At 71.0% G+C, this 23,613-nt stretch carries 15 protein-coding genes; 8 read left to right on the top strand and 7 right to left on the bottom strand.

Features of this window, described 5'->3' with window-relative positions:
• Positions 1-80 precede the first annotated feature (80 nt).
• Both ACFWY9_RS01935 and ACFWY9_RS01930 read right to left on the bottom strand, forming a co-directional pair.
• Complete coding sequence (locus tag ACFWY9_RS01935; RefSeq protein ID WP_378328428.1) at positions 81-719, bottom strand: LuxR C-terminal-related transcriptional regulator; 639 nt, start codon at positions 717-719, stop codon at positions 81-83.
• Positions 720-887: 168 nt separating this feature from the next.
• Positions 888-3,122, bottom strand: coding sequence for an ATP-binding protein (locus ACFWY9_RS01930; RefSeq protein ID WP_378328429.1), 2,235 nt, complete (start codon positions 3,120-3,122; stop codon positions 888-890).
• Between the two features lie 113 nt (positions 3,123-3,235).
• On the opposite strand from ACFWY9_RS01930, the gene ACFWY9_RS01925 reads away from it, so the two are divergent.
• The gene (locus ACFWY9_RS01925; RefSeq protein WP_378328479.1) at positions 3,236-3,868 is read left to right on the top strand and encodes a response regulator transcription factor; all 633 of its coding nucleotides are present in this window, start codon (positions 3,236-3,238) and stop codon (positions 3,866-3,868) included.
• Positions 3,869-3,907: 39 nt separating this feature from the next.
• On the opposite strand, the gene ACFWY9_RS01920 is transcribed toward ACFWY9_RS01925, so the two are convergent.
• The gene (locus ACFWY9_RS01920; RefSeq protein ID WP_378337971.1) at positions 3,908-4,477 is read right to left on the bottom strand and encodes a response regulator transcription factor; all 570 of its coding nucleotides are present in this window, start codon (positions 4,475-4,477) and stop codon (positions 3,908-3,910) included.
• 462 nt (positions 4,478-4,939) lie between these two features.
• Here ACFWY9_RS01920 and ACFWY9_RS01915 point away from each other — a divergent pair, with 462 nt between their 5' ends.
• Positions 4,940-5,476 carry a hypothetical protein gene (locus ACFWY9_RS01915; RefSeq protein ID WP_378328431.1) on the top strand — a complete coding sequence of 179 codons (537 nt, stop codon included), beginning with the start codon at positions 4,940-4,942 and terminating at the stop codon, positions 5,474-5,476.
• 105 nt (positions 5,477-5,581) lie between these two features.
• The gene (locus ACFWY9_RS01910) at positions 5,582-6,292 is read left to right on the top strand and encodes a LuxR C-terminal-related transcriptional regulator (RefSeq protein ID WP_378337930.1); all 711 of its coding nucleotides are present in this window, start codon (positions 5,582-5,584) and stop codon (positions 6,290-6,292) included.
• Here the strand turns inward: ACFWY9_RS01910 and ACFWY9_RS01905 are convergent.
• Positions 6,289-6,912 (bottom strand): LuxR C-terminal-related transcriptional regulator, encoded by a 624-nt coding sequence (locus tag ACFWY9_RS01905; protein ID WP_378328433.1) that lies wholly within the window; start codon positions 6,910-6,912, stop codon positions 6,289-6,291. The two genes, ACFWY9_RS01910 and ACFWY9_RS01905, sit on opposite strands and share 4 nt — an antisense overlap.
• 233 nt (positions 6,913-7,145) lie before the next feature.
• On the opposite strand from ACFWY9_RS01905, the gene ACFWY9_RS01900 reads away from it, so the two are divergent.
• The 4 genes from ACFWY9_RS01900 to ACFWY9_RS01885 are packed head-to-tail and all read left to right on the top strand — an operon-like array spanning position 7,146 to position 11,640.
• On the top strand, positions 7,146-8,411 hold the full coding sequence (locus ACFWY9_RS01900; protein ID WP_378328434.1) for an ABC transporter substrate-binding protein: 1,266 nt from the start codon (positions 7,146-7,148) through the stop codon (positions 8,409-8,411).
• Between the two features lie 10 nt (positions 8,412-8,421).
• Positions 8,422-9,387, top strand: a complete 966-nt coding sequence (locus tag ACFWY9_RS01895; RefSeq protein ID WP_378337929.1) for a carbohydrate ABC transporter permease — start codon at positions 8,422-8,424, stop codon at positions 9,385-9,387.
• A gap of 5 nt (positions 9,388-9,392) precedes the next feature.
• Positions 9,393-10,229 carry a carbohydrate ABC transporter permease gene (locus ACFWY9_RS01890; RefSeq protein ID WP_378328436.1) on the top strand — a complete coding sequence of 279 codons (837 nt, stop codon included), beginning with the start codon at positions 9,393-9,395 and terminating at the stop codon, positions 10,227-10,229.
• Positions 10,222-11,640, top strand: a complete 1,419-nt coding sequence (locus ACFWY9_RS01885; RefSeq protein ID WP_378328437.1) for a GH1 family beta-glucosidase — start codon at positions 10,222-10,224, stop codon at positions 11,638-11,640. The genes ACFWY9_RS01890 and ACFWY9_RS01885 overlap by 8 nt, the downstream gene beginning before the upstream one ends.
• Here ACFWY9_RS01885 and ACFWY9_RS01880 read toward each other — a convergent pair.
• The 3 genes from ACFWY9_RS01880 to ACFWY9_RS01870 all read right to left on the bottom strand — a co-directional run bounded on the left by ACFWY9_RS01880 (position 11,595) and on the right by ACFWY9_RS01870 (position 19,977).
• Complete coding sequence (locus ACFWY9_RS01880) at positions 11,595-15,287, bottom strand: BTAD domain-containing putative transcriptional regulator (protein ID WP_378337928.1); 3,693 nt, start codon at positions 15,285-15,287, stop codon at positions 11,595-11,597. The two genes, ACFWY9_RS01885 and ACFWY9_RS01880, sit on opposite strands and share 46 nt — an antisense overlap.
• Positions 15,288-15,298: 11 nt before the next feature.
• Positions 15,299-18,472 (bottom strand): BTAD domain-containing putative transcriptional regulator, encoded by a 3,174-nt coding sequence (locus ACFWY9_RS01875; RefSeq protein WP_378337927.1) that lies wholly within the window; start codon positions 18,470-18,472, stop codon positions 15,299-15,301.
• A 215-nt stretch (positions 18,473-18,687) separates the two neighbouring features.
• Positions 18,688-19,977, bottom strand: coding sequence for an aldehyde dehydrogenase family protein (locus ACFWY9_RS01870; protein WP_378337926.1), 1,290 nt, complete (start codon positions 19,975-19,977; stop codon positions 18,688-18,690).
• A 296-nt stretch (positions 19,978-20,273) separates the two neighbouring features.
• Here ACFWY9_RS01870 and lysX point away from each other — a divergent pair, with 296 nt between their 5' ends.
• Positions 20,274-23,588 carry a bifunctional lysylphosphatidylglycerol synthetase/lysine--tRNA ligase LysX gene (gene lysX / locus ACFWY9_RS01865; RefSeq protein ID WP_378337925.1) on the top strand — a complete coding sequence of 1,105 codons (3,315 nt, stop codon included), beginning with the start codon at positions 20,274-20,276 and terminating at the stop codon, positions 23,586-23,588.
• The last annotated feature ends 25 nt before the right edge of the window (positions 23,589-23,613 follow it).

Raw genomic sequence — 23,613 nt, 5'->3', positions numbered from 1 at the left:
TTGTGGACGTCTGTCCACAAAGGTCTCGCCGCGGCCGGGGCGCCTCTCGATGCGGCGGAGGCACCCAGGGCGTCCCTCGGTCAGGCCAGTGCGCCCGAGCGGATCGCGTAGGCCACGACATGCGTGCGGTTGACGAGCCCGAGGCGTTGCATGGCACCACGCAGCACGTTCTTGACCGTCCCTTCCGAACAGGACAGCTTCGACGCGATCTCGTCGGTCCGGAAACCGTCCGCCACCAGGCGGATCGTGTCGAGTTCGCGCATGGCGAGCCCGGACAGCGTCAGCCCGTTCGGCTCGAGGACGTCCTGGCGAAGCTCGTGCAGCTGCCGCAGCAACGCCGACTGCAGGCCGCGCGGGAGCATCGAATGTCCTTTCATGGCACCGGCGATCGTGACGACGAGCCGTGCCGCGGTGCAGTGCGCGCCGGGCAGGATGCTCACCACCCCGCACTGCACGGCGAACAGGGTGTCCTGCTCGTCGAACCGGTCGGCGACGACGACGCAGCGCGGGCCGGGGGCGGCCGCCGAGTCCGCGCGCATCCGGCGGACGGCGTCGAGCTGCGCGGCGCCGACGGTGTGTTCGGCGAGGACGAGAACGTCGGCGTCGGCCCATTCCCCGTCGGTCAGAATGTCTATCTGCTCGGTTGAGCGCAGCATCGCGACAATGCCCGCGCGGTCGACGGGGTCGGACGCCTGGATCAGAACTCGGATCGGCTTCACGGCAGTCCCTCACACTCGATGAATCCCTCGTGTGCACCACATCCTGACGGAGTGGTCTTCATTCCTCCTATAGACGCCCGCCACGCCATGAAGGTTCTGCAGGAGCCACTTCTTCTTTACCGCTCAAATGAGCATCTGACCCGAAAGGACACACGCTGGCAGGCGAAATCAGTCCGGCAGGAGCGCCAGTTCGGCCAGCGCCCGCTCCCGCCGGTCGCGGGTCGCCGGTGCCTGGGAGAGTTCGACGGCCAGGATGAGGCACTCCCTGGCCTCCTCGACGGCACCGGCCTCCCGCCAGGCGCGGCCCTCGCCCAGCGCGCAGATCGCCTCGACCGATTCGAATCCGCCTTCCCAGGCATTCCACCGGGCGACGCGGTAGGACTCGGCGGCTTCGCGCCATTCGCGGAGTTCGCCGAGCACATCACCGATCCCGCGCAGGGTCTGCGCCCGCAGCATCCGGCGGATCTCGGGGTTCGCCAGCTCCGCGTACCGTTCACTGTCGGCGAGTACGGCACGGTGGACGGCGAGCGCGTCCGAGTACCGGCCGACCGCGCGCAGCACATGTCCGTAGACGTTCCGGACCGTGGATCGCACGGACCAGAACGGCAGCTCGCCTGCCGATTCGCGAGCACGCTCGGCGTGTTCGAACGCCTCGGCGGCGCGGCCGAGGTACAGCAGGGTTTCGGCGAGGTAGGTGTGGGCCCAGGTGCGCTCGGTGTGTTCGCCGATCCGGTCGGCGATCTCCAGCGCGCGGCGGTGAGCCGACACCGAGGCTTCATGGTCGCCGAAGCAGACTTCATGGGCCCAGCCGACGAAGTTGAGCAGCTTCGCCTCGTCGGCGGCGTTGCCGAGGGCTTTCGCCGCGTCCGCGCCGAGGGTGAAGATCTCGCGCCACGGCCGCTGCTGGCTCCGCCCGTCGGAATACCAGTGCAGTGCGGCGGCGAAATCGCTGACCTCCCGGTGCCAGCCCTTCCGCGCCGCCACCCGCTGGGCGGCCACCCAGTTGCTGCCTTCCACCTCGAGCCACCTGGCGGCCTCGGCCCGCGAGCCGAACCGCCCGGTTTCCAGAACCTCGGGGAAGAACAGCCGCGCCGCCTCGGCCGTCTTGGCGAGCAGGTGGGCGAGCACGGTGTCCGCCTCGGCGGGGTCCTCCTCCGCGTCGAACCGTTCCCCGGCGAAGAGCCGGATCAGGTCGTGGAACTGGTAGCGCCCGGGTTCGATCGCGGTCTGCAGCAGGCTCGCGTCGACGAGTTCGTCGAGGTGTTCGCGGACGTCGGCGTCCGCCGCGCCGGTCACGACGCCGGCGAGTTCGGCACCGAAACCGGCGCCCGGCACAGCCGCCAGCCGCCGGAACAGCAGCCGTGCCCCGGCCGAAACCCCGCGGTAGGACAGGTCGAACGCCGAGCGCAGCTGCAGATCGCCCGCCGAGAGCGCGTACAGCCGGGTGCGTTCGTCACGCAGCTGCTCCACCAGGTGGGCCAGGGACCACCGCGGCCGGGTGGCGAGCCGGTTGCCCGCGATCCGGACGGCGAGTGGCAGGTTTCCGCACAGCTCGACGAGTTCCCGTGCCGCTCCCGGCTCCGCGCGGACCCGCTCCACGCCGAGGATCGCGGCGAGCAGACCGGTCGCGGCGCCGTCGGAAAGCGGTTCCAGCGACACCCAGCGGGCCCCTTCGAGCCCGGCGAGCGTGCGGCGGCAGGTGATCAGGGTGAGGCAGCCGGGCCCGGTGGCCAGCAGGGGCCGCACCTGCGCCTCGTCGGACGCGTTGTCGAGCAGCAGCAGCACTTTCCGGCCGTCGAGCAGCATGCGCAGCAACGCGGACTGTTCGGCTTCGGAATTGGGCACCTGCCCCGGGCTGACGTCGAGCGCGCGCAGCAGCCGGTCCAGCGCGGCCCGTGCGCTCACCGGCCGCTCGTCCATTCCGCGCAGGTCCACCGCGAAGCAGCCGTCCGGGAAGTCCGGGCGGAGCCGGTCCGCGGCCGCCACCGCGAGCGCGGTCTTCCCGACGCCGGCCTGGCCGACGACCGCGACCACGCCGCCACCACCCGCCACCTCGGCGGACAGCAGGTCCAGTTCGTGTTCCCGGCCGCACAGATCCGCGATGGGCGTGGGCAGCGCGCAGGTCGCCGCGACCTGCGCGGCCCGCGACGCGTTCCGGCGCCGCCCCTTCTTCGCGACGGTCAGGAAGAACTCGCGATCGCCGCCCGCCAGGCCGAGCGCGTCCGCGAGCACCTCGGCGGAACGCTGCTGAGCGGCCCGCGCGCGGCCCCGCTCCAGCTCGCGCAGGGCACGGACGCTGAGCCCGGAGGCACCGGCCAGCCGTTCCTGCGTCCAGCCCGCGGCCCGGCGGTGTTCGAGCAGGAGCTTGCCGAACACCGACCGCGTTTCGTCTGGTTCGTCCACCGGGTTCACCGTGGTCCATTCAACCGGCAGGCTTCCGGTTCCGGAAAGCTGCCCCCTCCGCGCGCTTGTCCGCCCGTCACCCGAACGGGTTACCTGAGCCCATGCCGACAACGATGACACCGGTGGCTCGGACCGCCATCCCGGCGCAGGAGCGCCGGGTCGTCCGGGTCGCCGTGTGCGCCGCGGACCACCTCGTCCGGGCCGGTCTGCACAGCGTGCTCGGCGGCAGGCCGGGCATCGAACTGCGGGACGAACCGGCCGCGGCCGACGTCGTGATCGCCGTCGCCGGAACGGAACTGCGGCGGCTCCCGGCGTCGCGGGCCCGGCTGGTTCTCATCGCGGACCAGCCGAAGCAACCGGAGCTGTGGACCGCGGTCGAACGCGGGCTCGCGGTCCTCGTCCCCCGTTCCGAAGCGACGCCCGAGCGGTTGCTGCGGGCGGTCGCCGACGCCCACGCCGGCCGGGGCGACCTCCCCGCCGACCAGCTCGGCAGCCTGCTTCGCGGACTCTCGCGGCTTCACGAAGAGATCCTCGCGCCGCGCGAACTCACGCTCAGCGGGCTTTCGCCCCGCGAGACCGATGTGCTGCGGTTGCTCGCCGAGGGGCTGGACACGACCGAAATCGCGCGCCAGGTCGCCTATTCCGAGCGGACCGTGAAGAACATCCTGCACGGCCTGCTCACCCGCTTCGGCCTGCGTAATCGCACGCATATCGTCGCCCACGCACTCCGCGAAGGCCTCATCTGAAAGCTCAGTCGAACGCTCATTTGAGCAGTCCCGCCGGGGTCAGATGACCCCGGCACGCATCGCGTAGGCCACCGCGTGGGGCCGGTTCCGCAAGCGCAGCCGATCGGTGATGGCGTAGATGATGTTCTTCACCGTTCGTTCCGAATAGGACAGTTCGGCCGCGATCTCGTTGGTGTCCAGGCCATCCGCCATCAGACGCAGCACGTCGATCTCCCGAGGGGAGAGGCTGGCACCGGTCAGCCCGCCCGGCGCGAGCACTTCCCGGTAGAGCCGCTCGGTGTGCTCGACCAGCCTGCCGAGCAGATTCGACGGCAGGTTCGCGCCACCGGCCGCCGCGGCGCGGACGCTGTCGGGCAGCCGTTCGTCGGTCACCGCGGCACGCGGGAGCACGGCGACCACACGGCATTCCACGGCGATCGGCAGCTCGTCCTCCTTGATCTGGTTGACCACCAGCACCACCGGCTTGCCCACCCCGGTCGCGACGTCGCGCAGTGCGGCCACCGCGTCGGCCGAGAGCCGTTCGAACGCCGCTACGACAACGTCGGCTTCGTCGCGGCGCTGGTTCCCGACCACGCTCACGTCCGCATGCGACTCGAGGCAGTTGACCATCCCAGCCGCCGTGATGGGGTCCAGGGCGCAGACACTCACCCGAACTCGTTCCATGCGTTCCTCCGTCTCCGGCTCGCGATGAGTGTCAGTATGGGGTGGCAGACTTCACGTCATCTCTAACGAACCTCCACAGCACTCGTTCCGGTCACGAAACGCGCTCAAACGAGCGGTTCGCCGTGGTTGTCAAGGACCGTCCGGACACAAAGATCTGCCTGGTCGATCACGCCGGATTCCCGTACCGTGTCCCTTGTCTGGGGCCTACTGGCATCCGGGCAGCGACCCGCCGCGGTGACCCCCAGCACGTGCGGCGGGTCGCGTCTTTTCCGCAGTCCACTTCGGATTCCACTTCGGACGACGGAGAAGTCGCGAATCCGCCGCTCGGGTGGGTTTTCCGGGTACGCCCGCACCACGAACGGGCAAGATCCTCACCGGTCGGCGGCCGGACCGGCATCATCGGAAGCCATGGACGGCGACTACGCGGCTCGGCGGGAAGTGCTCTGGGATCGGTGCGGGGAAAGCCTCATCGGCATCTTCAGCCCACGGCAGGTCCAGATGCTGCGCGAGCGCCTCGCGGACTACCAGGCCCGGGTGGAACGCGCGCTCGACAGCCTGGGCGACGACACGGTGATCGCGACGCTGCTGGCGACCGAAGCGGACCGGTTCCGGGTCAAGCTCGAACTGACCCGGGCCCGCATCATCTTCTTCCTCACCGATCTGCCCGAACACGGCGGTGTGGTCGAACTGCACGATTCGACGCACCGCATGGAGTGGGTCTGGATGCTTCAAGAGCTCCGCATCGCCGCCGCGTCCGCGTGGGAGGGCGGACTGCCGCTCGCACCGAATCCCGGCTGCGACACCGACGCCTCGGCCGAGTTCGCGGAATGGTCCTTCGCGGTCATCGCGGGGCTGATCACGGCTAGCGAACGTCCGCCCGTCCCCGACCTCCCCGAGCTGGACCGGCTCCCTGGCAACGCGGACATCGCCCGGCGCCTGCCGTGAGGGCCTCCTCACCGGCACCGGGCGGCCGGTGAGGAGGCCCTCACGGCCCTCTCCGTTCGGCGGGTTGAGCCTGATGAAGGTGACGTGAAGCCTCGCGGCGCAAGCTTGTCCACACGCGTGAACATCGTCGTCAGCTGCGAGGTGGCCATGGACCGGATCCGAGTGTTCGTCCAGACGTCCGACCCGATCACCAGGCTCGGCCTGGGTGATCTACTGCGGGACGCGCCGGAGATCGAGCTCACCGCCTCGCCGGACGCGGACGTCATCGTGCTGGCCGAGGACAGGATCGGCAGGCCCCAGCTCGGCGCGCTCTGGCGTGCCAGGCAGGAGGCGGAGGGCGGGGCCGTCCTGCGGGGTGTGCTCGTCACCCACCACTTCGACCCGGGGGACGTCCTGGCCGCCGTGCAGTACGGCGTGCTCGGTGTGCTGCCGGCGGCCCACGTCTCGGCGCACCGTCTCGTGTCGGTGCTCACCGGCGTCGTCGCGGGCCGGGCCTATCTGCCCCAGCACCTGCAGGCGGCGTTCCTCGAGCAGCTGCACCGCCTCCGCCACGAGCACCTGGCACCGCAGGGCCTCACCTTCAGCAGCTTCGACGCCCGCGAACTCGACGTGCTCAACCTGCTCTCCGAAGGATTCCGCACCGACGAGATCGCCACGAAACTCGCGTACTCCGAGGGCACGGTGAAGAGCGTCCTCTATGGACTTGTCACGCGGCTCAAGCTGAAGAACCGGACCCACGCGGTCGCCTACGCGATCCGGACGGGCGCGCTGCGGGCCGAGGCGTCCCCGGCGACGTGGCCAGGCGGGCCCGCCTAGATGACGCCTGCCCGCATCGCGTACGCCACCGCGTGCGGGCGGTTGCGCAGCTGGATCCGCGTGGTGAGCGCGTAGATGATGTTCTTGACGGTGCGCTCGGAATAGCCGAGCTCCTTGCCGATCTCGTGGGTGTCGAGGCCGTCGGCCATCAGCCGCAGCACGTGGATCTCGCGGCTGGACAGGCCGGACGCGGTCATCCCCCGGCTCTCCAGCACCTCCCGGTGCAGCCGTTCGGTCTGCTCCAGCAGGTGCCCGAGCAGGTCCGCCGGGAGGTCCGCACCGCCGCTCGCGGCCGAAACGACGGCGCGGGCGAGCTTCTCCTCGCAGGCCGCGGCCCTGGACACGATCGCCACCACCCGGCATTCGAGGGCGGGCAGCAGATCGGCCTCCTTGATCTCGTTCGTGACCAGCACGATGGGCGCCCCGTCCTCGGTGGCCGCGGCCCGGAGCAGCCGCATCGCCTCGGCGGAGAGCCGCTCGACCGCGACGACCACAACGTCGACCGGCCCGGTTTCCCCGCCGTCCACCACGGACATCCGCGGCCTCGGCCGCAGCCCGGCCTTGACCCCGCTCTGCGTGATGGGGTCCGTCGCGTAGACCTTTACCCTGATCAGCTCCATGATGCCCTCCGAATGACGTCCCGGGGTCCTGCCGCGGACTTCATCATCGGCGGCGCGGCTTCATGATCTCTCTACGCGTCTCCACACGACTTCACGGCGTGACCGCTGGGCGGTGTGCCGCGATGATCGTTCGGGCACGATCGCCAAGACGTTCGGGCAGGGTGACTGCCGGTCACCGGTTGGTGGCGATAATCCGACATAATCCGGCTGAACCCGTCGAGGTAAGGATCACGATGACCCGCAAACGCGTGTTCTTCCCGGTCCTCGCGCTCACGGCCGCGACGGCCGTGCTCGCGAGTTCCTGCAGCTCGACCACCGAGGACAAGGTCACGCTCACGGTGGCCACGTTCGGCGAATTCGGCTACGAGCCGCTGTTCAAGCAGTACGAGAAGGACCACCCGAACATCCACGTCCAGGGCCGGGTCGCGGATTTCGACGCGCACAACAAGCAGCTCGTCACCGCGCTGGCCAGCGGGCGCGGCGCGGCCGACATCGAGGCGGTCGACGAGCAGTACATCCCGGTCATCCGGCAGTCCCCGGACAAGTTCGTCGACCTCGCGAGCTTCGGCGCGCAGCAGCTGAGTGCGCAGTGGGCCCCGTGGAAATGGGACCAGGGCGTGGCCAAGAACGGTTTCGTCCTCGGCCTCGGCACCGACATGGGCGGCCTCGCGATGTGCTACCGGCCCGATCTGCTCGCCAAGGCGGGGCTGCCGACCGATCGCGAACAGGTCGCGAAGCTCTGGCCGACGTGGGAGAAGTACGCCGAGGTCGCGGACAGGTTCACCGCGGCGAACACCGGCGCCAAGTTCGCCGACTCTGCGGGCACCATCTACACCGCGATGATCAACCAGGCGCCGGAGAACTACTTCGCCCGCGCGGACGACTCGTTCATCGCCGACAAGAACCCGAGCCTGAAGCACGCCTTCGACGTCGCGGGCGCCATCGGCGCCAAGGGCGAGACCGCCGGGGTGACGCCGTACACCCAGGAGTGGAACGTCGCGATCAAGCAGGGCTCGTTCGCCACGATCGCCTGCCCCGCCTGGCAGCTCAAGCAGATCAGCGAGGCGGGCGGCGAGCAGAACAAGGGCAAATGGGACGTGGCCACGGTGCCCGGCGGCAGCGGCAACAACGGCGGTTCGTTCCTCACCGTGCCGAAGCAGGGCAAGCACCCCAAGGAGGCGTACGACCTCGCCGCCTGGCTCACCGCCCCCGCGCAGCAGAAGCAGCTGTTCCTCTCGGCGGGCATCCTGCCGAGTGAGCCGTCGGTCTACCACGACCCCGAAGTGCTCAACAAGACCGACGCGTACTTCAGCAACGCGCCGACCGGCCGGATCTTCGCCAGCTCGGCCGACGACCTCCGGCCCAACTACCGCGGCCTGCGCGACCGCGACGTGGCCCCGGAGTTCGGCAGGGCACTCGGCAGGGTGGAGAGCCGCAAGCAGGGTGCCGACGAGGCCTGGGGTCAAGCGGTGCAGGGCGCGCGCGGCGTGCTCAAGTAGCCTCGCGGTGATGCGGGCCCCGGCTTCCGAAGATCTCGAAGAGCGCACCCCGGCGCCGCGGACCGCACGCCCCCGAGCACCTCGGGGCGTGCGGCTGCGCCGGGGTGCGCCGCTGTTGTTCGTGGTGCCGTTCCTGGTGATCCTCGTCGTCTTCGGGATCCTGCCGCTGCTGTTCCTGGCGTGGATCTCGCTGCACGACTGGCATCTGGTGAACGGCGACAAGGGCTTCGCCGGGCTCGGCAACTACGTCACCCTGCTGTCCGATCCGAACTTCTACAACGCGCTCGGCAACACGGTCGGGATCTTCTTCGAGGCCTCCGTCCCGCAGGTGGTGCTGGCACTCGGCATCGCCGCGCTGCTCAACCGCCCGCTGCGCGGCGGGCGGTTCTGGCGGACCGGCATCCTGCTGCCCAACGTCGTCTCGGTCGTCGCCGTCGCGCTGGTGTTCGGCCAGCTGTTCGGCCGCGACTACGGCATCGTGAACTGGCTGCTCGGCCTCGCCGGGATCGACCCGATCTCGTGGCAGTCCTCGGCCTGGTCCTCGCATCTGGCGATCGCGACGATGGTGATCTGGCGGTGGGCGGGGTACAACGCGCTGATCTACCTCGCCGCGATGCAGGCGGTGCCGAAGGAGCTCTACGAGGCGGCGGCACTGGACGGCGCGGGCCGCTGGCGGATGTTCTGGTCGGTCACCGTGCCCGGCATCCGGCCGACGATCCTGTTCACCGTGCTCACCTCGACCGTCGGCGGTCTCCAGCTGTTCACCGAACCGCAGCTGTTCGACGCCTCCGGGACGGCCGGGACCGGCGGCGACGACCGCCAGTTCCAGACCATCGTGATGTACCTGTACGAAAAGGGCATCGGCAATCTCGACGCCGGCTACTCGGCCGCGATCTCCTGGGTCGTGTTCGTGCTGTGCGTGGTCTTCGCGCTGGTCAACGTCCAGCTGGTCCGCAAGTTCGTCCGGGCGGCGTGAGGCTCATGGACTCCACCACCGCCCGCCACTGGCGCACCCTGCCCGCCTACTTCGCGCTCACCCTGGTCACGATCGCGTCGGTTTTCCCGCTGTACTGGTCGTTCGTGATGTCCACAAGCGACAACTCGGTGGTCGGCGACCGCACCCCGGCGCTGCTGCCCGGCGGTCATCTGCTGGACAACCTGAGCGCGGTGTTCGACACGGTCGACTTCTGGGGCGCCATCCGGAATTCGCTGATCGTGGCGGGCACCGTGGCCGTGTCCAACGTGGTGCTGGCCAGCCTCGCCGGGTTCGCCTTCGCGCGCCTGCGGTTCCCCGGCCGCAACTCGCTGTTCCTCGTGGTGATCGGCTCGATGATGGTGCCGGCCCAGCTCGGGGTGATCCCGCTGTACATCCTGGTCGGCGAACTCGGCTGGACGGGCAAGCTGCAGGCGGTCATCGTGCCCGGCCTGGTCAGCGCGTTCAGCGTGTTCTGGATGCGGCAGTCCTGCGAGGAGGCGGTGCCCGCCGAACTCGTCGACGCGGCGCGCGCCGACGGCTGCTCGCTGCTGGGGGTCTACTGGCACGTCGTGCTGCCCTCGCTGCGCCCGCAGGCCGCCGTGCTCGGGATGCTCTCGTTCATGACGGCGTGGAACGACTTCTTCTGGCCACTGATCGTGCTCAACCCCAACGAGACCCCCACCGTCCAGGTGGTTCTTTCCCAATTAGCCAGCGGTCGCTTCACTAATTACTCGCTCATGCTCACCGGAGCAACCCTGGGCGCCGTTCCGGTGATAACACTGTTCTTGCTGCTATCTCGAAGGGTGGTCGACGGCATGATCGGAGGAAGGTTGCATGCTTGACGGGAAGCCTGACATCTGGGGGCAGGCGACCGGTGTGCTGAACTTCCCGCGACGGTTCCTGTGGGGCGCCTCCACGGCGTCCTACCAGGTCGAGGGCGGGGTCACCGAGGGCGGGCGCGGTCCGTCCATCTGGGACGTGTTCGCCGGTCTTCCCGGGAAGATCCAGGACGGGGCCACCGGAGAGGTCGCCTGCGACCACTTCCACCGGTACCCGGAGGACGTCACCATCATGGCGGACCTCGGCCTGCCCGCGTACCGGTTCTCGGTCTCGTGGTCCCGCGTCATGCCGGACGGGAAAACCGTGTCCCGGCAGGGGCTCGATCACTATCGGCGTCTGGTGGACGAACTGCGCGGCCGGAACATCGAGCCCGTGCTCACCCTGTACCACTGGGATCTGCCCCAGGCGCTGGAGGACGAAGGCGGCTGGCGATCCCGCGAGACCGCCGACCACTTCGCGGCGTACGCGGCCACGGTGCACCAGGCGCTCGGCGACCGGGTGAACCAGTGGACCACGATCAACGAGCCGTTCTGCGCCGCGTTCCTCGGGTACGGCAGCGGCATTCACGCGCCAGGGCACACCGACCCGGCCGCGGCGCTCACCGCCGCGCACCATCTGCTGCTCGCGCACGGCAAGGCGATGGGTGCGCTGCGGGCGCAGTCCGCGCCCGGTCAGGAATTCTCACTGGCGCTCAACTTCTCACCCGCGCTCGCGGACGGGCACGGACCGGAACACGCCGATGCGGCGCGCAAGTTCGACGGGATCCACAACCGGTTCTTCCTCGATCCGGTGCTGGGCAAGGGATACCCGGAGGACGTCCTCGCCGACGTCGCGCACGTCGGCGGCCTCGAATCGGCCATCCGGGACGGAGATCTCGCGACGATCTCCGCCCCGATCGACTGGCTCGGGGTGAACTACTACGCGCCGACCAGGGTCGAGCCACTGGACGATCCGCACGCGCCGAGCAACTGCCCGCTGCCGGGGCTGCGCGGGATGGACGTGCTGCCCCCGCGCGGGCGGCTCACCGCGTTCGGCTGGGAACAGACGCCGAGCTCGCTGACCGAGCTGCTGCGCTGGCTGAACTGGCACACCGGTGGCCTGCCGCTCATCGTCGCGGAGAACGGCGCCGCGTTCGACGACTCCGTCGACGCGGACGACCGGGTCCGCGATCCGGACCGGGTCACCTACCTCGCCGAACACCTCCGCGCGGTGCACGCCGCGATCGACGGCGGCGCCGACGTGCGCGGCTATCTGGTGTGGTCGCTGCTGGACAACTTCGAGTGGTCGATGGGCTACTCGAAGCGGTTCGGCATCGTGCACGTCGACTTCGAGACGCAGCGGCGGACGCTCAAGGACAGCGCGTTCTTCTACCGCGACGTGATCGCGCGCAACGCCGTCCCCGCCGGGATCTGACCGAGGTGCCCGATCTCCTCGGCGACCCGGTCCCGCGAGGCGGTGCCGAGTTTGCCGAGGAGCCGGGCGACGTGGGCCTGCACGGTACGGCGCGGTAGCCCGAGCCGCATGGCGATGGCCGGGTTCGAATGCCCGGCGGCGACGAGCCGCGCGATGTCGATTTCCACCGGGGAAAGAGATTCCCAGCCGCGGCGGGACCGGGGCTGTGGCGCCGTCAGATCCCGGTGGACGCCGAAGGCCGCCAGGCGTTTGGTGGCGCGTTCGAGGTCCCAGGCCGCGGACAGGTCCGCGTAGTGGCCGGTGCTCTCGTCGAACGCGGCCCGCGCCGCGTCGAGGTCGCCGTGCCGGGCGAGCAGCACCGCGGCGTCCTCCAGCGCGGTGGCGAGTTCGACGACCCTGCCGACCCGGCGGTAGTGGCCGACGGCGGCCAGCACCGGCGCCGGTTCGCCGTCGATGAGGCCGCGGCACCACTGGGCCGCGGCCGCCGCCCGCGCACCGGGACGCTCCTTCGACGCCTCTTCCTCGCAGATCCACATCGCCCGGCGGACCTGAGCGCCCGCACCGGCGTCGAGCGCGAGCCGCACGACGAGAGGCAGCCACTGATGCCGCAGCATCATCGGGGAGAACTGCGGATTCAGCAGCGGCTCCAGCGTCTCCAGCGCCCGTCCGCCCTCCCCGCGCTGCTCGAACATCACCGCCTGGGCGACCAGCAGGAAATCGATGTTCTCCCGCTCGGCGCTGGTGGCCGGGGCGTACTCCTCGACGGCGTTGAGATGGCCCGACGCCTGGATGCGGTCACCGCGCCTGCCCGCGATGTACGCCGCGACGCCGTGCATCAGCAACGCGGCCGCCGGCGACTCGCGCAGGCCGTAGAAGGTGATCGCCGGGCCGTCCTCGGTCACCGAGTCCAGCTCGGCGAGCGCCTCGTTCCACCGCCCCGTCCAGTAGTTGTGCACCGCCGCCGGGACCTGCAGTTCGTTGCCGAGCGCGTGGCCGAGCGCGACCCGCCGGGCCACTCGCAGCGTTTCGTCCGCTTCGGCCAGCCGGTCCATGTTCTGCAGCGTGAACAACCGGTTGTCCAGCAGATCCAGTTCGAGTTCGGCGAGGTCATCCGCGTCCTCGACGACCTCGATCGCCCGGTCGATATGAGCCAGCGCGGCGCCGTGGTCGCGCCGGACCGACGCGACCAGCCACAGCGTCTGCCGGGCGTGCGCGGTGAGGTACCGGTCGCCACCCGCTGCCGCCAGCGCCCTGTGCCCGGCCTCCTCCGCGGCGTCGAGATCGTCGAGACCGCCGCGCCGGAAGTTCGCGAGCAGATGACGATGGCGGCGGCGCCAGAGTTCGGGGACGTCCGGATCGCCGAGCACCGACGCGACGATCCCGGTCGCGCTGCCGAGATCGCCGCCGCGGTAGCGCAGCACGGCGAGCAGGTGGTGCATTTCCGCGGCACGGTGGGGATCGGTGGTGATGGCCAGCGCGGCCCTCGCCTCGTTCTCCGGATGCCGGTCCAGCCGGAACAAGACCCGGACCAGCGTCGTCGCCAGGATCTCGCGCCGCGGGTCCCGCAGCGGACAGGCTTCCAGCGCGCGGGAGAGCAGCTCGGCGGCCAGCACCGGGGCCCGGGTGGCGACGTCCGCGCCGTGGTCGACCAGCCACTGCAGCATCCACGGGTCCGGGACCGGCGCGGCGACGACCTGCTCGGCCACCCGCGTCACCGAAGCGCCCACTGTGGACAGTGCCTCCGCGGCCTGGCGGTGCAGCGCGGCGCGGGCCCCGGCGGCGATCCCGTCGTAGAAAGCCTGACGCAGCAAGGGATGCCGGAACGCGAGATGGGTGTCGGAGTCGACGATGACGTTGGCGGCCACCGACTCCTCGAACGCCGTGACCAGCTCCGACGGCCGTTTGCCCACCACCGCGGCGATGTCGGTGACGGTGAACTCCGTCCCCAGCACCGCGGCCCAGCGCAGCATTTCCCTGGTCTCGTCGGAAAGCACGTCCAGGTTCCGGCGGATCGTGTCGACGAGGCCGCGCGGCGCCGTGTAGCTGTCGCTGTCCGCCAGATCCGCCACCCCGGCCACCGTGTGCAGCACGTCCTCGCGCACCAGCGTGCCGGTGAGTTCGGTGATGTAGAGCGGATTCCCGGTGGTGCGCTCCACGAGATCCCGCAACTGCGGGCCCGGTTCCGCGCCCAGCAGGCGTTTCTCGAGTTCGATGCTCTGCTCGCCGGTGAGCGGGACGAGTTCGACGATGGTCCCGCCCCTGGCTTCGATCGCCTGGCGCAGCCGCACGATCTGGGCACTGCGCGGCACCGGGCGCGCCGCCGCGACGAGCAGCAACGGCAGCTGCCGCGTCGCGGCCGTCAACCGGTGCCACAGCAGGACACTCGCTTCGTCGGCCCACTGCATGTCGTCGACCACCAGCACGAGCGGGCCTCGCGCGCACAGCTCGTCGACCAGCGACAGCAGCCTGCCCACCGTGACCGACGCCGGATCGGGCTCACCCCACGCGCCCCGCCGCTCCTGGAACAGCGCGGGCGACGGGGTGTCGATGCCGAGACAGCTCAGCATGACCTGCAACGGAATCCGCCCGGACAGCTCGTCGGCCAGCACCCAGCCGATCTGGCAGCCCCGGGCGGGGACGTCCGCGAGCACGCGCGTCAGCAGCTCGGACTTGCCGATCCCGAACTGCCCCTCGATCCACGCCGCGCCGCCCCTGCCGTCGCAGACGTCGTCGACAAGGCCACGCAGCCGGCCCAGTTCCGTTTCCCGGCCGACGAACACGGTGTCCACATCGGACTCCAGCCGCCGCGCGACCTGGGCGGGCAGGACGAGCAGCCGCTCGGGACCCGCCGGGGTGGCGGCTGGCGGCGGGGTGGCGGTGAGTTCGGGGTCCTGGGCGAGAATCCTGGCGTGCAGCCGCTGGAGATCGGGGCCGGGTTCGGCGCCGAGCTCCTCGATCAGCCGGGCACGCGCGGCCCGGAACGCCTCCAGCGCCTCGGCGTGCTGGCCGTTGTGGTGGAGCGCGAGCATCTGCAGTTCCCGGAGCCGCTCGCGCAGCGGGTACTCGTGGACGAGCGCGCCGAGTTCCGCGCCGAGACCGGCGCTTTCGCCGAGTTCCAGCAACGCCTCGGCACGCAGTTCGTAGGCGACGAGCCGGAGTTCCCCCAGCCTGGCCCGTTCCTGCTCGGCGTACGGGCCGGGGATACCGGACAGCGGATCGCCGTGCCACAGGCCGAGCGCCTTGTCGAGCGCGGCGACCGCTTCTCCCGCGTCCGCCCCGGCCTGGACGCCTCCGATCAGCCGCTCGAACTCCAGCGCGTCGACGCTCTCGGGCTCGACGCGCAGTGTGTAGCCGCTCGGCCCGCTGGTCAGCAGATCGCTCGCCCCCCATCGGTCACGATCGGGTTCGAGAGCACGCCGCAGACCGGAGACGTACGTGTGCACGCTGCCGTTGACGCTCGCGGGTGGTTGTTCGCCCCACACCGCCGACACCAGCTCGTCACGGGTCACCAGCCGGCCCGCCCGCAGCGCGAGCACGGCCAGCACGGCGCGCTGCCGGGCGGGGCCGAGCGCCAGCGCGGTCTCCCCGCGCGCCACGCTCACCGGCCCGAGCACCCCGACGCGCAGCCCGTCACCGCTGGTCGGCATCGTCGTTCCTGTCACCCGTGGCCTGGTTCCGTGCTGGCACTGCCGTGCGCGGCCGCCGCGGCGGGAGCCTCGGGACAGCCGCTCAGTGAGCGTAGCGTCTCACCGAGCCGCCGGATGTCCCACTCCGCGCCGATGACGTGGTAGCGCTCGACGGCCTCGTCGTGGGCCGCGGCCGCCTCCTCCGACCGGCCGTGTCTGGCCAGCAGCCAGGCGGCGTCCGCGGTGGCGTGGGCGGCCAGCAGGTCGAGTCCGCCGAGCACGTCGCACCGGGCCGCGGCGTCCCGCACCCGCTCGGGGACCTCGTCGACGATCCCGAAGCAGTACTCGCGCAGCATCTCCTGCTCGGCGGAGAGCTGTTCGCCCGGCCGGGAGCCGACGAGCAGCCGCACCCGGTCCAGCCGCGCGCGGTCACCACTGCGCAGGGCGAGCCCCGCCAGCCGCGGCAGCCACCGCGACCACGGGAACAACCGGCGGGCGACCGGCGAAAACACGTCGGTGGCCTCCCGCGCTCGCCCGGACCGCTCGGCCAGCATCGACCTCGCCATCAGGAGCGCCTGCAGGAAACTGTCGTCGTCCCTGACGTACGCCTCGGACGCGAGACGCTCGTACTCCGCCGCGACGTCCCAGTCGTCCCGGTGCGCGGCGAGGATCGCGACGAAGGCGTACACCACCCCCGCGCTGTACTGCAGCACGTAGGACGGCCTCGCCGGATCCTCGACAAGGAGTACTTCCGCCTCGATCTCCGCCCTGGTCCAGTCCCCCGCCCAGTACAGCTGCCCCGCGTTCACCCGGTGGACCTCGGCGGGCAGGGCCCGGTACGGGGCCATCCGCCAGGTCGCGGGCACGTCGAGGACGCCGGGCGCACCGAACTCGGCGGCGGATTCGTCGTCGAGGAGCCGGAACCCGGCGATCCCGGGGGTCACGGCTTCCGGGGGCGAATGCGCCCAGCTGACGACGTGTGCGGGCGTCCGCGGCTGCGGTTCGTCGGACAACCTCGCGAGCAGCCGCTCGTGCCGGACGAGCCACCGCTCCTGGCCCCGGTCGTCGGCGAGCGCGCCGGTCACCTGCCGCAACGCCTCGTCGATCTGGTTCCGGCGGTACGCGACATAGCCGAGTATCCAGCGCATCTCGGCGGCCAGCTCGGGATCGGCCGTCCTGGCCAGCACCGAACCGGCCTCCGGGCCGGGATCCCGGCCCAGCCAGAACAGCAGCCGGGCGAGCATCGCGGTGAGCGTTTCGTGGACGTCGGGTGTCAGCGAGCCGAGACCGAGCAGTGGTCGCAAAAGCTCGACGGCGAGTTCGGGCCGCTCTTCCGCGACCACGCCGGCGTAGTCCGTCAGCCAGGTCTCGCCCCAGGGGATCGTCGCGGGCGACGCCGCGGCGAGCTGCTCGGCGACCCGCACCGCGGACGCGCCGGAGGCGATCAGCGTCTCCGCGATCTGCTGGTGCAGCGCGACTCGCATGGCTCCCGGCGTCTTCTCGTACAACGCGGTCCGCACCAGTGGGTGCCGGAACCACAGCGCGTCGCCCGCCCCGTCGAGTACGCCCGCGTCGCGCGCCTCCCCGATCCGTTCGGCCAGCTGCGCGGACGGCTGCCCGGTCGTCACGGCGAGTTCCCCGACGGTGAAGCCGCTCCCGAGTACCGCCGCCCGCTGCAGGACCGCGCGGGCGGGCGCGGACAGGAAGGTGAGGTAGTCGTTGACCCAGCCGACGAGCCGTCGCCCCGGATGGTCTCCCGGCTCGGCGAAGCCGGCGACGATCTCCCTGATGTAGCAAGGGTTTCCGGCAGCGGCGTCGACTTCCTTCCGCTGCCGCGCCGACAGCGGGGCGCCCGCGAGCCGCGCCGCGAGCCGGTAGCCGTCGGCACCGGGGAGCGGACCGGGACGCAGCGTCCTGCCCTGGGCCGTCCGCTGCCGAAGTCCTTCGCGTGCCTCGGAACGCGGGACCGGCCTGCTCGCGGTGACGAGCAGCAACGGCATTCGCCCGGTGAGCGCGGCGAGGTCCTCCCAGACCCGGACGGTCTCTCCGTCCGCCCACTGGAAGTCGTCGCCGACGAGGATGAGCGGGCCTTCGCCGCACAGCCGGGTCACGACCTCGGGCACCTGCTCGGCGTCGAGCCCCGCCGAGCCGCCTTCCTCGCTGAGACAGTCGTTGATCAGCCGCAACGGGATGTGGCTGTCCAGTTCGTGGGCGGTCGCCCAGCGCAGCCGCGGTGCGCCGGGCAGCGGGCCGCCCAGCGCCTCGGCGAGCAGCGCCGACTTCCCGATTCCCGGCTCGCCCTCGATCCACACCGTGCCACCGCGCCCGTCGAGAACCTCGGCGACCGCGGTGCGCAGCAGTTCCAGCTCACGGTCCCGGCCGACGTGGAAGTCCGGCCGTTCGGGCCGCCACACCGGGAACGTGTGCTCCGGGGCCTTGTGCGCGCCGAGCAGGTGCTCGTGCAGCCTGCGCAGCTCCGGACCCGGCTCGATCCCCGACGCCTCCACCAGGTTCGCGCTGGTCGCCTCGAACACGTCGAGTGCCTCGGCGGTCCGGCCGGCGTCGGCCAGCGCGCGCATCAGCAAAGCGGGCGGTTTCTCCCGAAGCGGATATTCGCGGCAAAGCGCGCCGAGTTCGTCGACGAGTTCCGCGTGCCGCCCGAGTTCGAGCAGGATCTCCGCCCGGCTTTCCACGACGGTCAGCCGCAGCTCCGCCAGCCTCGCCCGCTGTGCCCGCGCGAACGGCCCGGGAACCCCGGACAGCACGTCGCCGGCGTACAGGGCCAGCGCCGCGTCGAGATCGGCCACCGCGGCGAGGGGCTCGCCCGCGTTGCGCTGCCGCACCGCGTCCGCCCGCAACGCGTCGAACCGGTGCACGTCGACGCTGTCCCGGTCGATCCGCAGCGAGTAGCCCGACCCCGTCGAGGCGAGTACGCCGCCGCCGGACCGGGGAGCCTGGTCGGGATCGACGGCCCTGCGGAGGCCCGAAACGTAGGTGTAGATACTGCCGCTCGCGCTGGTCGGGGGCTCGTCGCCCCACAGCGCGTCGACGAGTTCGTGCCGGGAAACCGTGTCACCGGCGGAAAAGGCGAGTACGGCGAACACCGCGCGCCGGTGCGCCGAGCCGAGGTCGATTTCGGTGCCGGCACGCCAGGCACGGACCGAGCCGAGGACCTGCACCCGCAGCTCGGTTTCCGTGTCAACCATCCTTGTCTCCGTCGTACCGGAATACGGTGCCGTGCCGAACCTTGCCGATGCCGGGGCGATGGTTCACGGGGGCACACTACCGGCCCCATTGGTGCAATGCCCTGGCGCGGGCAGGCATTCCCGATTTCGTCCCGGCGGGCAGGAACGGCCACGCAAGACATTTCCAAAAGTGTCTCATCGCACGTTTGAGAATGGTCGCGGCCGATCGGCGCAGGTTATCCGGCCGATCGCCCGGGATCCTCCGGCGGATGCGTCCCGTGCGAACCGATCCAGACCGCCCCGGCCTCGAGCCGTCCGGCCACCGCGGCCGCGCGGCCGGGGTCCGCGCCGAACACGGACGCGCCCAGCCGGTACGGGGACGCGTTGGCGGCCTTGATCGCGTCGTCCACGTCGGTGTAGGTGATCACCGGCAGTACCGGCCCGAACTGGTCCTCGTCCACGACCCGGACGCCATCGGTGACGTCGGCGAGGATCGCCGGCGCGGCGAAGTAGCCTGGGCGGTCCAGTTGACTTCCACACGCCGTGACGACAGCGCGGTGCGCGCGGGCGTCCGCGACGAGGTCGACGACGCGGTCGAACTGCTGGCGGGTGCCGACCGGCGCGAGTTCGGCGTGCTCCGCGGTGCGGGCGAGTTCGGTGAGCGCCTCGACGAACGCCTGCTGGAGCGACGCCGGGACGTACACCCGCTTGGGCCCCACGCACACCTGCCCGAGGTTGCGGAACGCCGCCGCGAACACCTCGCCCGCGACACGCCCAGGGTCCGCGTCGTCGAGTACCAGCACAGGGTCGTTGCCGCTGAGGTCGAGTGTGAGCCGCTTCGTGTCCGCAGCGGCCACGACCTTCTTCCCGGTGGCGACCGAGCCGGTGAAACCGACCTCGCGCACGAGCGGATGCGCGACGAGCCTCGCGCCGAGAGGATCGCTGCCGGAAACGACGTTGAGGACGCCCGGCGGGAGCACGAGACGCAGCAGTTCACCGGCCATCAGCGCGGAAAGCGGGGCGTGCGGCGAAGGCTTCCACACCACGGTGCCCCCGGATCGCAGCGCGGGGGCGATACTCGCGAACGCGATACTCAGCGGGAAGCTCCACTGCGTGATGACCGCGATCGGCCCCAGTGCTTCACGCTCGGCCGGGTTTTCCGCGTAGTACTGCGCGTATCGGGCCGCGACGGCGACCTCGTCGAGTGCGTCGGGGAGTGACTTTCCTTGCTCCGCGGAGAGAAGGGCGGCCAAGTCGTCGGCCGAGTCCGCGAGCGTCTCCGCGAGCGCTCCGAGCGCACCACGCCGGACGTCGTCGTCGGTGCGCCATTCCGTGCGGAACGTCCGATCGGCGGCGGCGACGGCGGCATCGAGTGCCTCGGGCGTCGTCTCCGGCGCCATGGCGAACACCCTGCCCGTCGCCGGGCCGATGACGCCGAACTCCCCGTCGTGGCCACCCGCCGCGCCGTCGACCGTGCTCGTCAGCTCGGCGGTGAGCCCGAGCGGGGACACCGTGCCTTCGCTCATGCGATGGCCTCGCTTCGCGAGACTGTGTTGAATTCTTTTTGGCGCATGATGTCCATGATTCGCTCGCAAGCTTCGCTCATGCGCGCCCTCCCCGGTCCCGTTTCCCCACCGTAGCCCCCCGCCCGTCCGCCGCCCGGCGCGGTGCCCGCACGTGCTGAAGGGCGCCATCAGCGCACCCAACGCACTGAAAGCGTCCTTCCGCACCTGCCCGCCCCGAGCCCGCAGGCGTCCACTGTGGAAACCGCGGGCGACGTGCGGTTGCGCTGCTCACCGGGGTCGGCCAGCCTGACGGCATCATGATTGACATCTCCGAGCGGGCCGCCACGTCGCGGCACAGATCACGGCTGAGCGCCGTGCCCAAGGTGTTCGCCGTCGCGCTGGGCGTGCTGGCGGCACTCTGCGTCCTCGCCGCGCTGAACGCCGCCGTCGGCCGCGGGGTCCAGCCGCTGCGGGAGTTCATCGACGAGGCGGTCTTCCCCGCGCCGGCGAACATCGCCTACGGCCTGTTCCTCGCGGTGCTGGCCGGCGCGATCTCCCGCCGCAAGCGCGCGGCCCGCACCATCATGATCTGCCTGCTGCTGGTCCAGGCGACACTCACCGCGCTGACGATCCTGCTGTTCACCCTGGCGCCGGACGGGGAACTGGTCGACGACGACGGGGAACCGCTGACGCTGTCGGGCTGGGACACCTGGTCGCTGTGGCAGTCCTTCGTGATCGCCGTCCTCGCCGTGGCGGTGCTGATCGCGGCGCGGCGCGAGTTCTACGGCCGGACCCGGAAAGCCGCGCTGCGCAAGGCGATCCTGCTCTTCGCGGGACTGCTCGGGATCTCGGTCCTGCTCGGCGGCCTGCTGGTCCAGGTGTTCCCCGGCTCGCTGCGTTCGGCGAGCGACCGGTGGAGCTGGGCGGTCGAGAAGGTCATCGGCGGCGCGATCCGGCTGGACATCACCCGCGTCGGCAACGCGCCGGGCTGGGTGGCCGTGATCGTGTCGCTGTTCGGGGCGGTGTCGATGTTCGCCGCCCTGCTGTGGACACTGCGTTCACAGCGCACCGCGTCGATGCTCACCGCCGGCGACGAGGTCGCCATCCGCGGCCTGCTCGCCGCACACGGCGAACGCGACTCGCTGGGCTACTTCGCCACCCGCCGGGACAAGGCCGCGATCTTCGCGCCGTCCGGCGAGGCTGCCGTCACCTACCGGGTCGTGGCCGGTGTCTGCCTCGCCAGCGGCGACCCGATCGGTGACCCCGAGGCCTGGGACGGCGCCATCTCCCGCTGGCTGGCGATGTGTGCCGAGTTCACCTGGAGCCCGGCGGTGATGGGCGCGGGCGAAGAGGCCGCCGAAGCCTACGTGCGAGCCGGGCTGAAGGCGATCGAACTCGGTGACGAGGCGATCCTCGACGTCGCCGACTTCACCCTGACCGGCCCGGACATGCGCCCGGTGCGCCAGGCCGTCACACGGATCGAACGCGCCGGGTACACCGCGCGGATCCGGCGGCACGCCGACATCCCGGCCGAGCAGCTCACCGCCGCGACGGAACTGGCCGAACGCTGGCGCGACACCGACACCGAACGCGGGTTCTCCATGGCGCTCGGGCGGATGAACGATCCCGTCGACGGACGCTGCGTGCTGGTCGAGGCGGTCGACGCCGACGGGCACGTCCGGGCCCTGCTTTCGTTCGCGCCGTGGGGAAAGGCCGGGCTGTCGCTCGACCTCATGCGCCGCGACCGGAACGCGGACAACGGCCTGATGGAGTTCATGGTCGCCGCGCTCGCCGCGGGCGCCCCCGCCATCGGGGTGCGGCGGATCTCGCTCAACTTCGCGGTGTTCCGCGCGGTGTTCGAGGAGGGCGCCCGGATCGGCGCCGGGCCGATCCTGCGGGTCTGGCGGCGGCTCCTGCTGTTCTTCTCCCGCTGGTGGCAGCTCGAATCGCTGTACCGGTCGAACGTCAAGTACCGGCCGCACTGGGAACCCCGGTTCCTCATCTTCGGCGACCGCCGCGACCTGGCCAGGGTCGGCCTCGCCTCGGCCATCGCGGAAGGCTTCCTCGGCCGCGGCACCAACATCCCGGCCCGCGCGGGCGACACGGCGCTGCTCTCCGCGATCGAGGCCGCCGAAGCCGCCGCGAAGGTCGTGGACGATCACGCCGCCCCGGTGCCGGAACAAACCCGGATCCGGCTGGACAAACTCACCGAACTACGCACCCGCGGCGTCGACCCGTACCCCGTCGGCGTGCCACGGGACACCACGCTGGCCGAGGTTGTCCGGCGTTTCCCCGATCTCGCCCCCGACACCCGCACCGGGAAACGCGTCGCCGTCACGGGCCGCGTCATGTTGCTGCGCGACCACGGCAAGCTGTGCTTCGCGACGCTGCGGGACTGGTCCGGCGACCTTCAGGTGATGCTCGCCGAACCCGGCACCGCCGCGGAAACGCTCCGCGACTGGCGGGCCGACGTCGACATCGGCGACCACGTCGCGGTCCAGGGCGAGGTCGTCACGACCCGGCGCGGCGAGTTGTCCGTGCTCGTCGAACACTGGGAGCTGGCGTCGAAATGCCTGCACCCGCTGCCCGACAAACGCGCCGGGCTGACCGATCCCGAGGCCAGGGTCCGCCGTCGCTACGTGGACCTGGTCGTCCGTCCCGAGGCCCGCGAACTGCTCCGGGCACGCGGGGCCGCGGTGCAGGCGCTGCGGACGACGCTGCTCGGCCGCGACTACCTCGAAGTCGAAACCCCGATGCTGCAACCGGTGCACGGCGGCGCCAACGCGCGTCCGTTCCGGACCCACATCAACGCCTACGACATGGGGCTGTACCTGCGCATCGCGCCCGAGCTGTACCTGAAGCGGCTGTGTGTCGGCGGAGTCGAGCGGGTCTTCGAACTCGGCCGCACGTTCCGGAACGAAGGCGTGTCCTACAAGCACAATCCCGAGTTCACGATGCTGGAGGCCTACGAGGCGTACGCCGACTACCACGTCATGCGCGAGCGCTGTCAGGAACTGATCAAGGCCGCCGCACACGCCGCCCACGGCCGCGAAGCCGCGCTGGGTGAGGAAGAACTGGATCTCAGCGGCGATTGGCCGGTCATTCCGGTCCACACCGCCATTTCCGGCGCACTCGGCGAAGAAATCACCACGGCCACCCCGGAAACCCGGCTACGACAGCTGTGCGACGCCGCCGGGATCACCCACAATCCACAGTGGACACGCGGCGCGGTGGTGCTCGAACTGTACGAACGACTCGTCGAGGAGCAGACGACCGGGCCGGTCTTCTACACCGACTTCCCCGCCGGCGTCTCGCCGCTGACCCGGCCCCATCGCGAGGATCCGGCGCTGGCCGAGCGCTGGGACCTGGTCATCCGGGGCACCGAGATCGCCACCGCGTACTCCGAACTCGTCGACCCCGTCGAGCAACGGCAGCGGCTGGTCGCCCAGTCCCTGCTCGCGGCGGGCGGCGACGCCGAGGCGATGGAGGTCGACGAGGACTTCCTGACCGCGCTCGAATACGCGATGCCGCCGTCGGGCGGCCTCGGCATGGGCGTCGACCGGCTGGTCATGCTGCTGACCGGAACCACGATCCGCGACACCCTCGCCTTCCCGCTCGTCCGCCCGGAGTGACCGGGAGGACGAGCGGGAAGAACAA

It is taken from the genome of Amycolatopsis sp. NPDC059027, from assembly GCF_042739735.1.
In the GTDB taxonomy this organism is placed as follows: domain Bacteria; phylum Actinomycetota; class Actinomycetes; order Mycobacteriales; family Pseudonocardiaceae; genus Amycolatopsis.
The sequence above is the reverse complement of the archived record's forward strand: the minus strand, read 5'-3'. Positions and strand labels throughout refer to the sequence as shown.

Bases quoted from the DNA above. Each gene is read 5' to 3' on its own strand.
- ACFWY9_RS01925 (WP_378328479.1), top strand. From the start codon at position 3,236: ATGACACCGGTGGCTCGGACCGCCATCCCGGCGCAGGAGCGCCGGGTC.
- ACFWY9_RS01920 (WP_378337971.1), bottom strand. From the start codon at position 4,477: ATGGTCAACTGCCTCGAGTCGCATGCGGACGTGAGCGTGGTCGGGAAC.
- ACFWY9_RS01915 (WP_378328431.1), top strand. From the start codon at position 4,940: ATGGACGGCGACTACGCGGCTCGGCGGGAAGTGCTCTGGGATCGGTGC.
- ACFWY9_RS01905 (WP_378328433.1), bottom strand. From the start codon at position 6,912: ATGGAGCTGATCAGGGTAAAGGTCTACGCGACGGACCCCATCACGCAG.
- ACFWY9_RS01900 (WP_378328434.1), top strand. From the start codon at position 7,146: ATGACCCGCAAACGCGTGTTCTTCCCGGTCCTCGCGCTCACGGCCGCG.
- ACFWY9_RS01895 (WP_378337929.1), top strand. From the start codon at position 8,422: ATGCGGGCCCCGGCTTCCGAAGATCTCGAAGAGCGCACCCCGGCGCCG.
- ACFWY9_RS01890 (WP_378328436.1), top strand. From the start codon at position 9,393: ATGGACTCCACCACCGCCCGCCACTGGCGCACCCTGCCCGCCTACTTC.
- ACFWY9_RS01885 (WP_378328437.1), top strand. From the start codon at position 10,222: ATGCTTGACGGGAAGCCTGACATCTGGGGGCAGGCGACCGGTGTGCTG.
- ACFWY9_RS01880 (WP_378337928.1), bottom strand. From the start codon at position 15,287: ATGCCGACCAGCGGTGACGGGCTGCGCGTCGGGGTGCTCGGGCCGGTG.
- ACFWY9_RS01875 (WP_378337927.1), bottom strand. From the start codon at position 18,472: ATGGTTGACACGGAAACCGAGCTGCGGGTGCAGGTCCTCGGCTCGGTC.
- ACFWY9_RS01870 (WP_378337926.1), bottom strand. From the start codon at position 19,977: ATGAGCGAAGGCACGGTGTCCCCGCTCGGGCTCACCGCCGAGCTGACG.
- lysX (WP_378337925.1), top strand. From the start codon at position 20,274: ATGATTGACATCTCCGAGCGGGCCGCCACGTCGCGGCACAGATCACGG.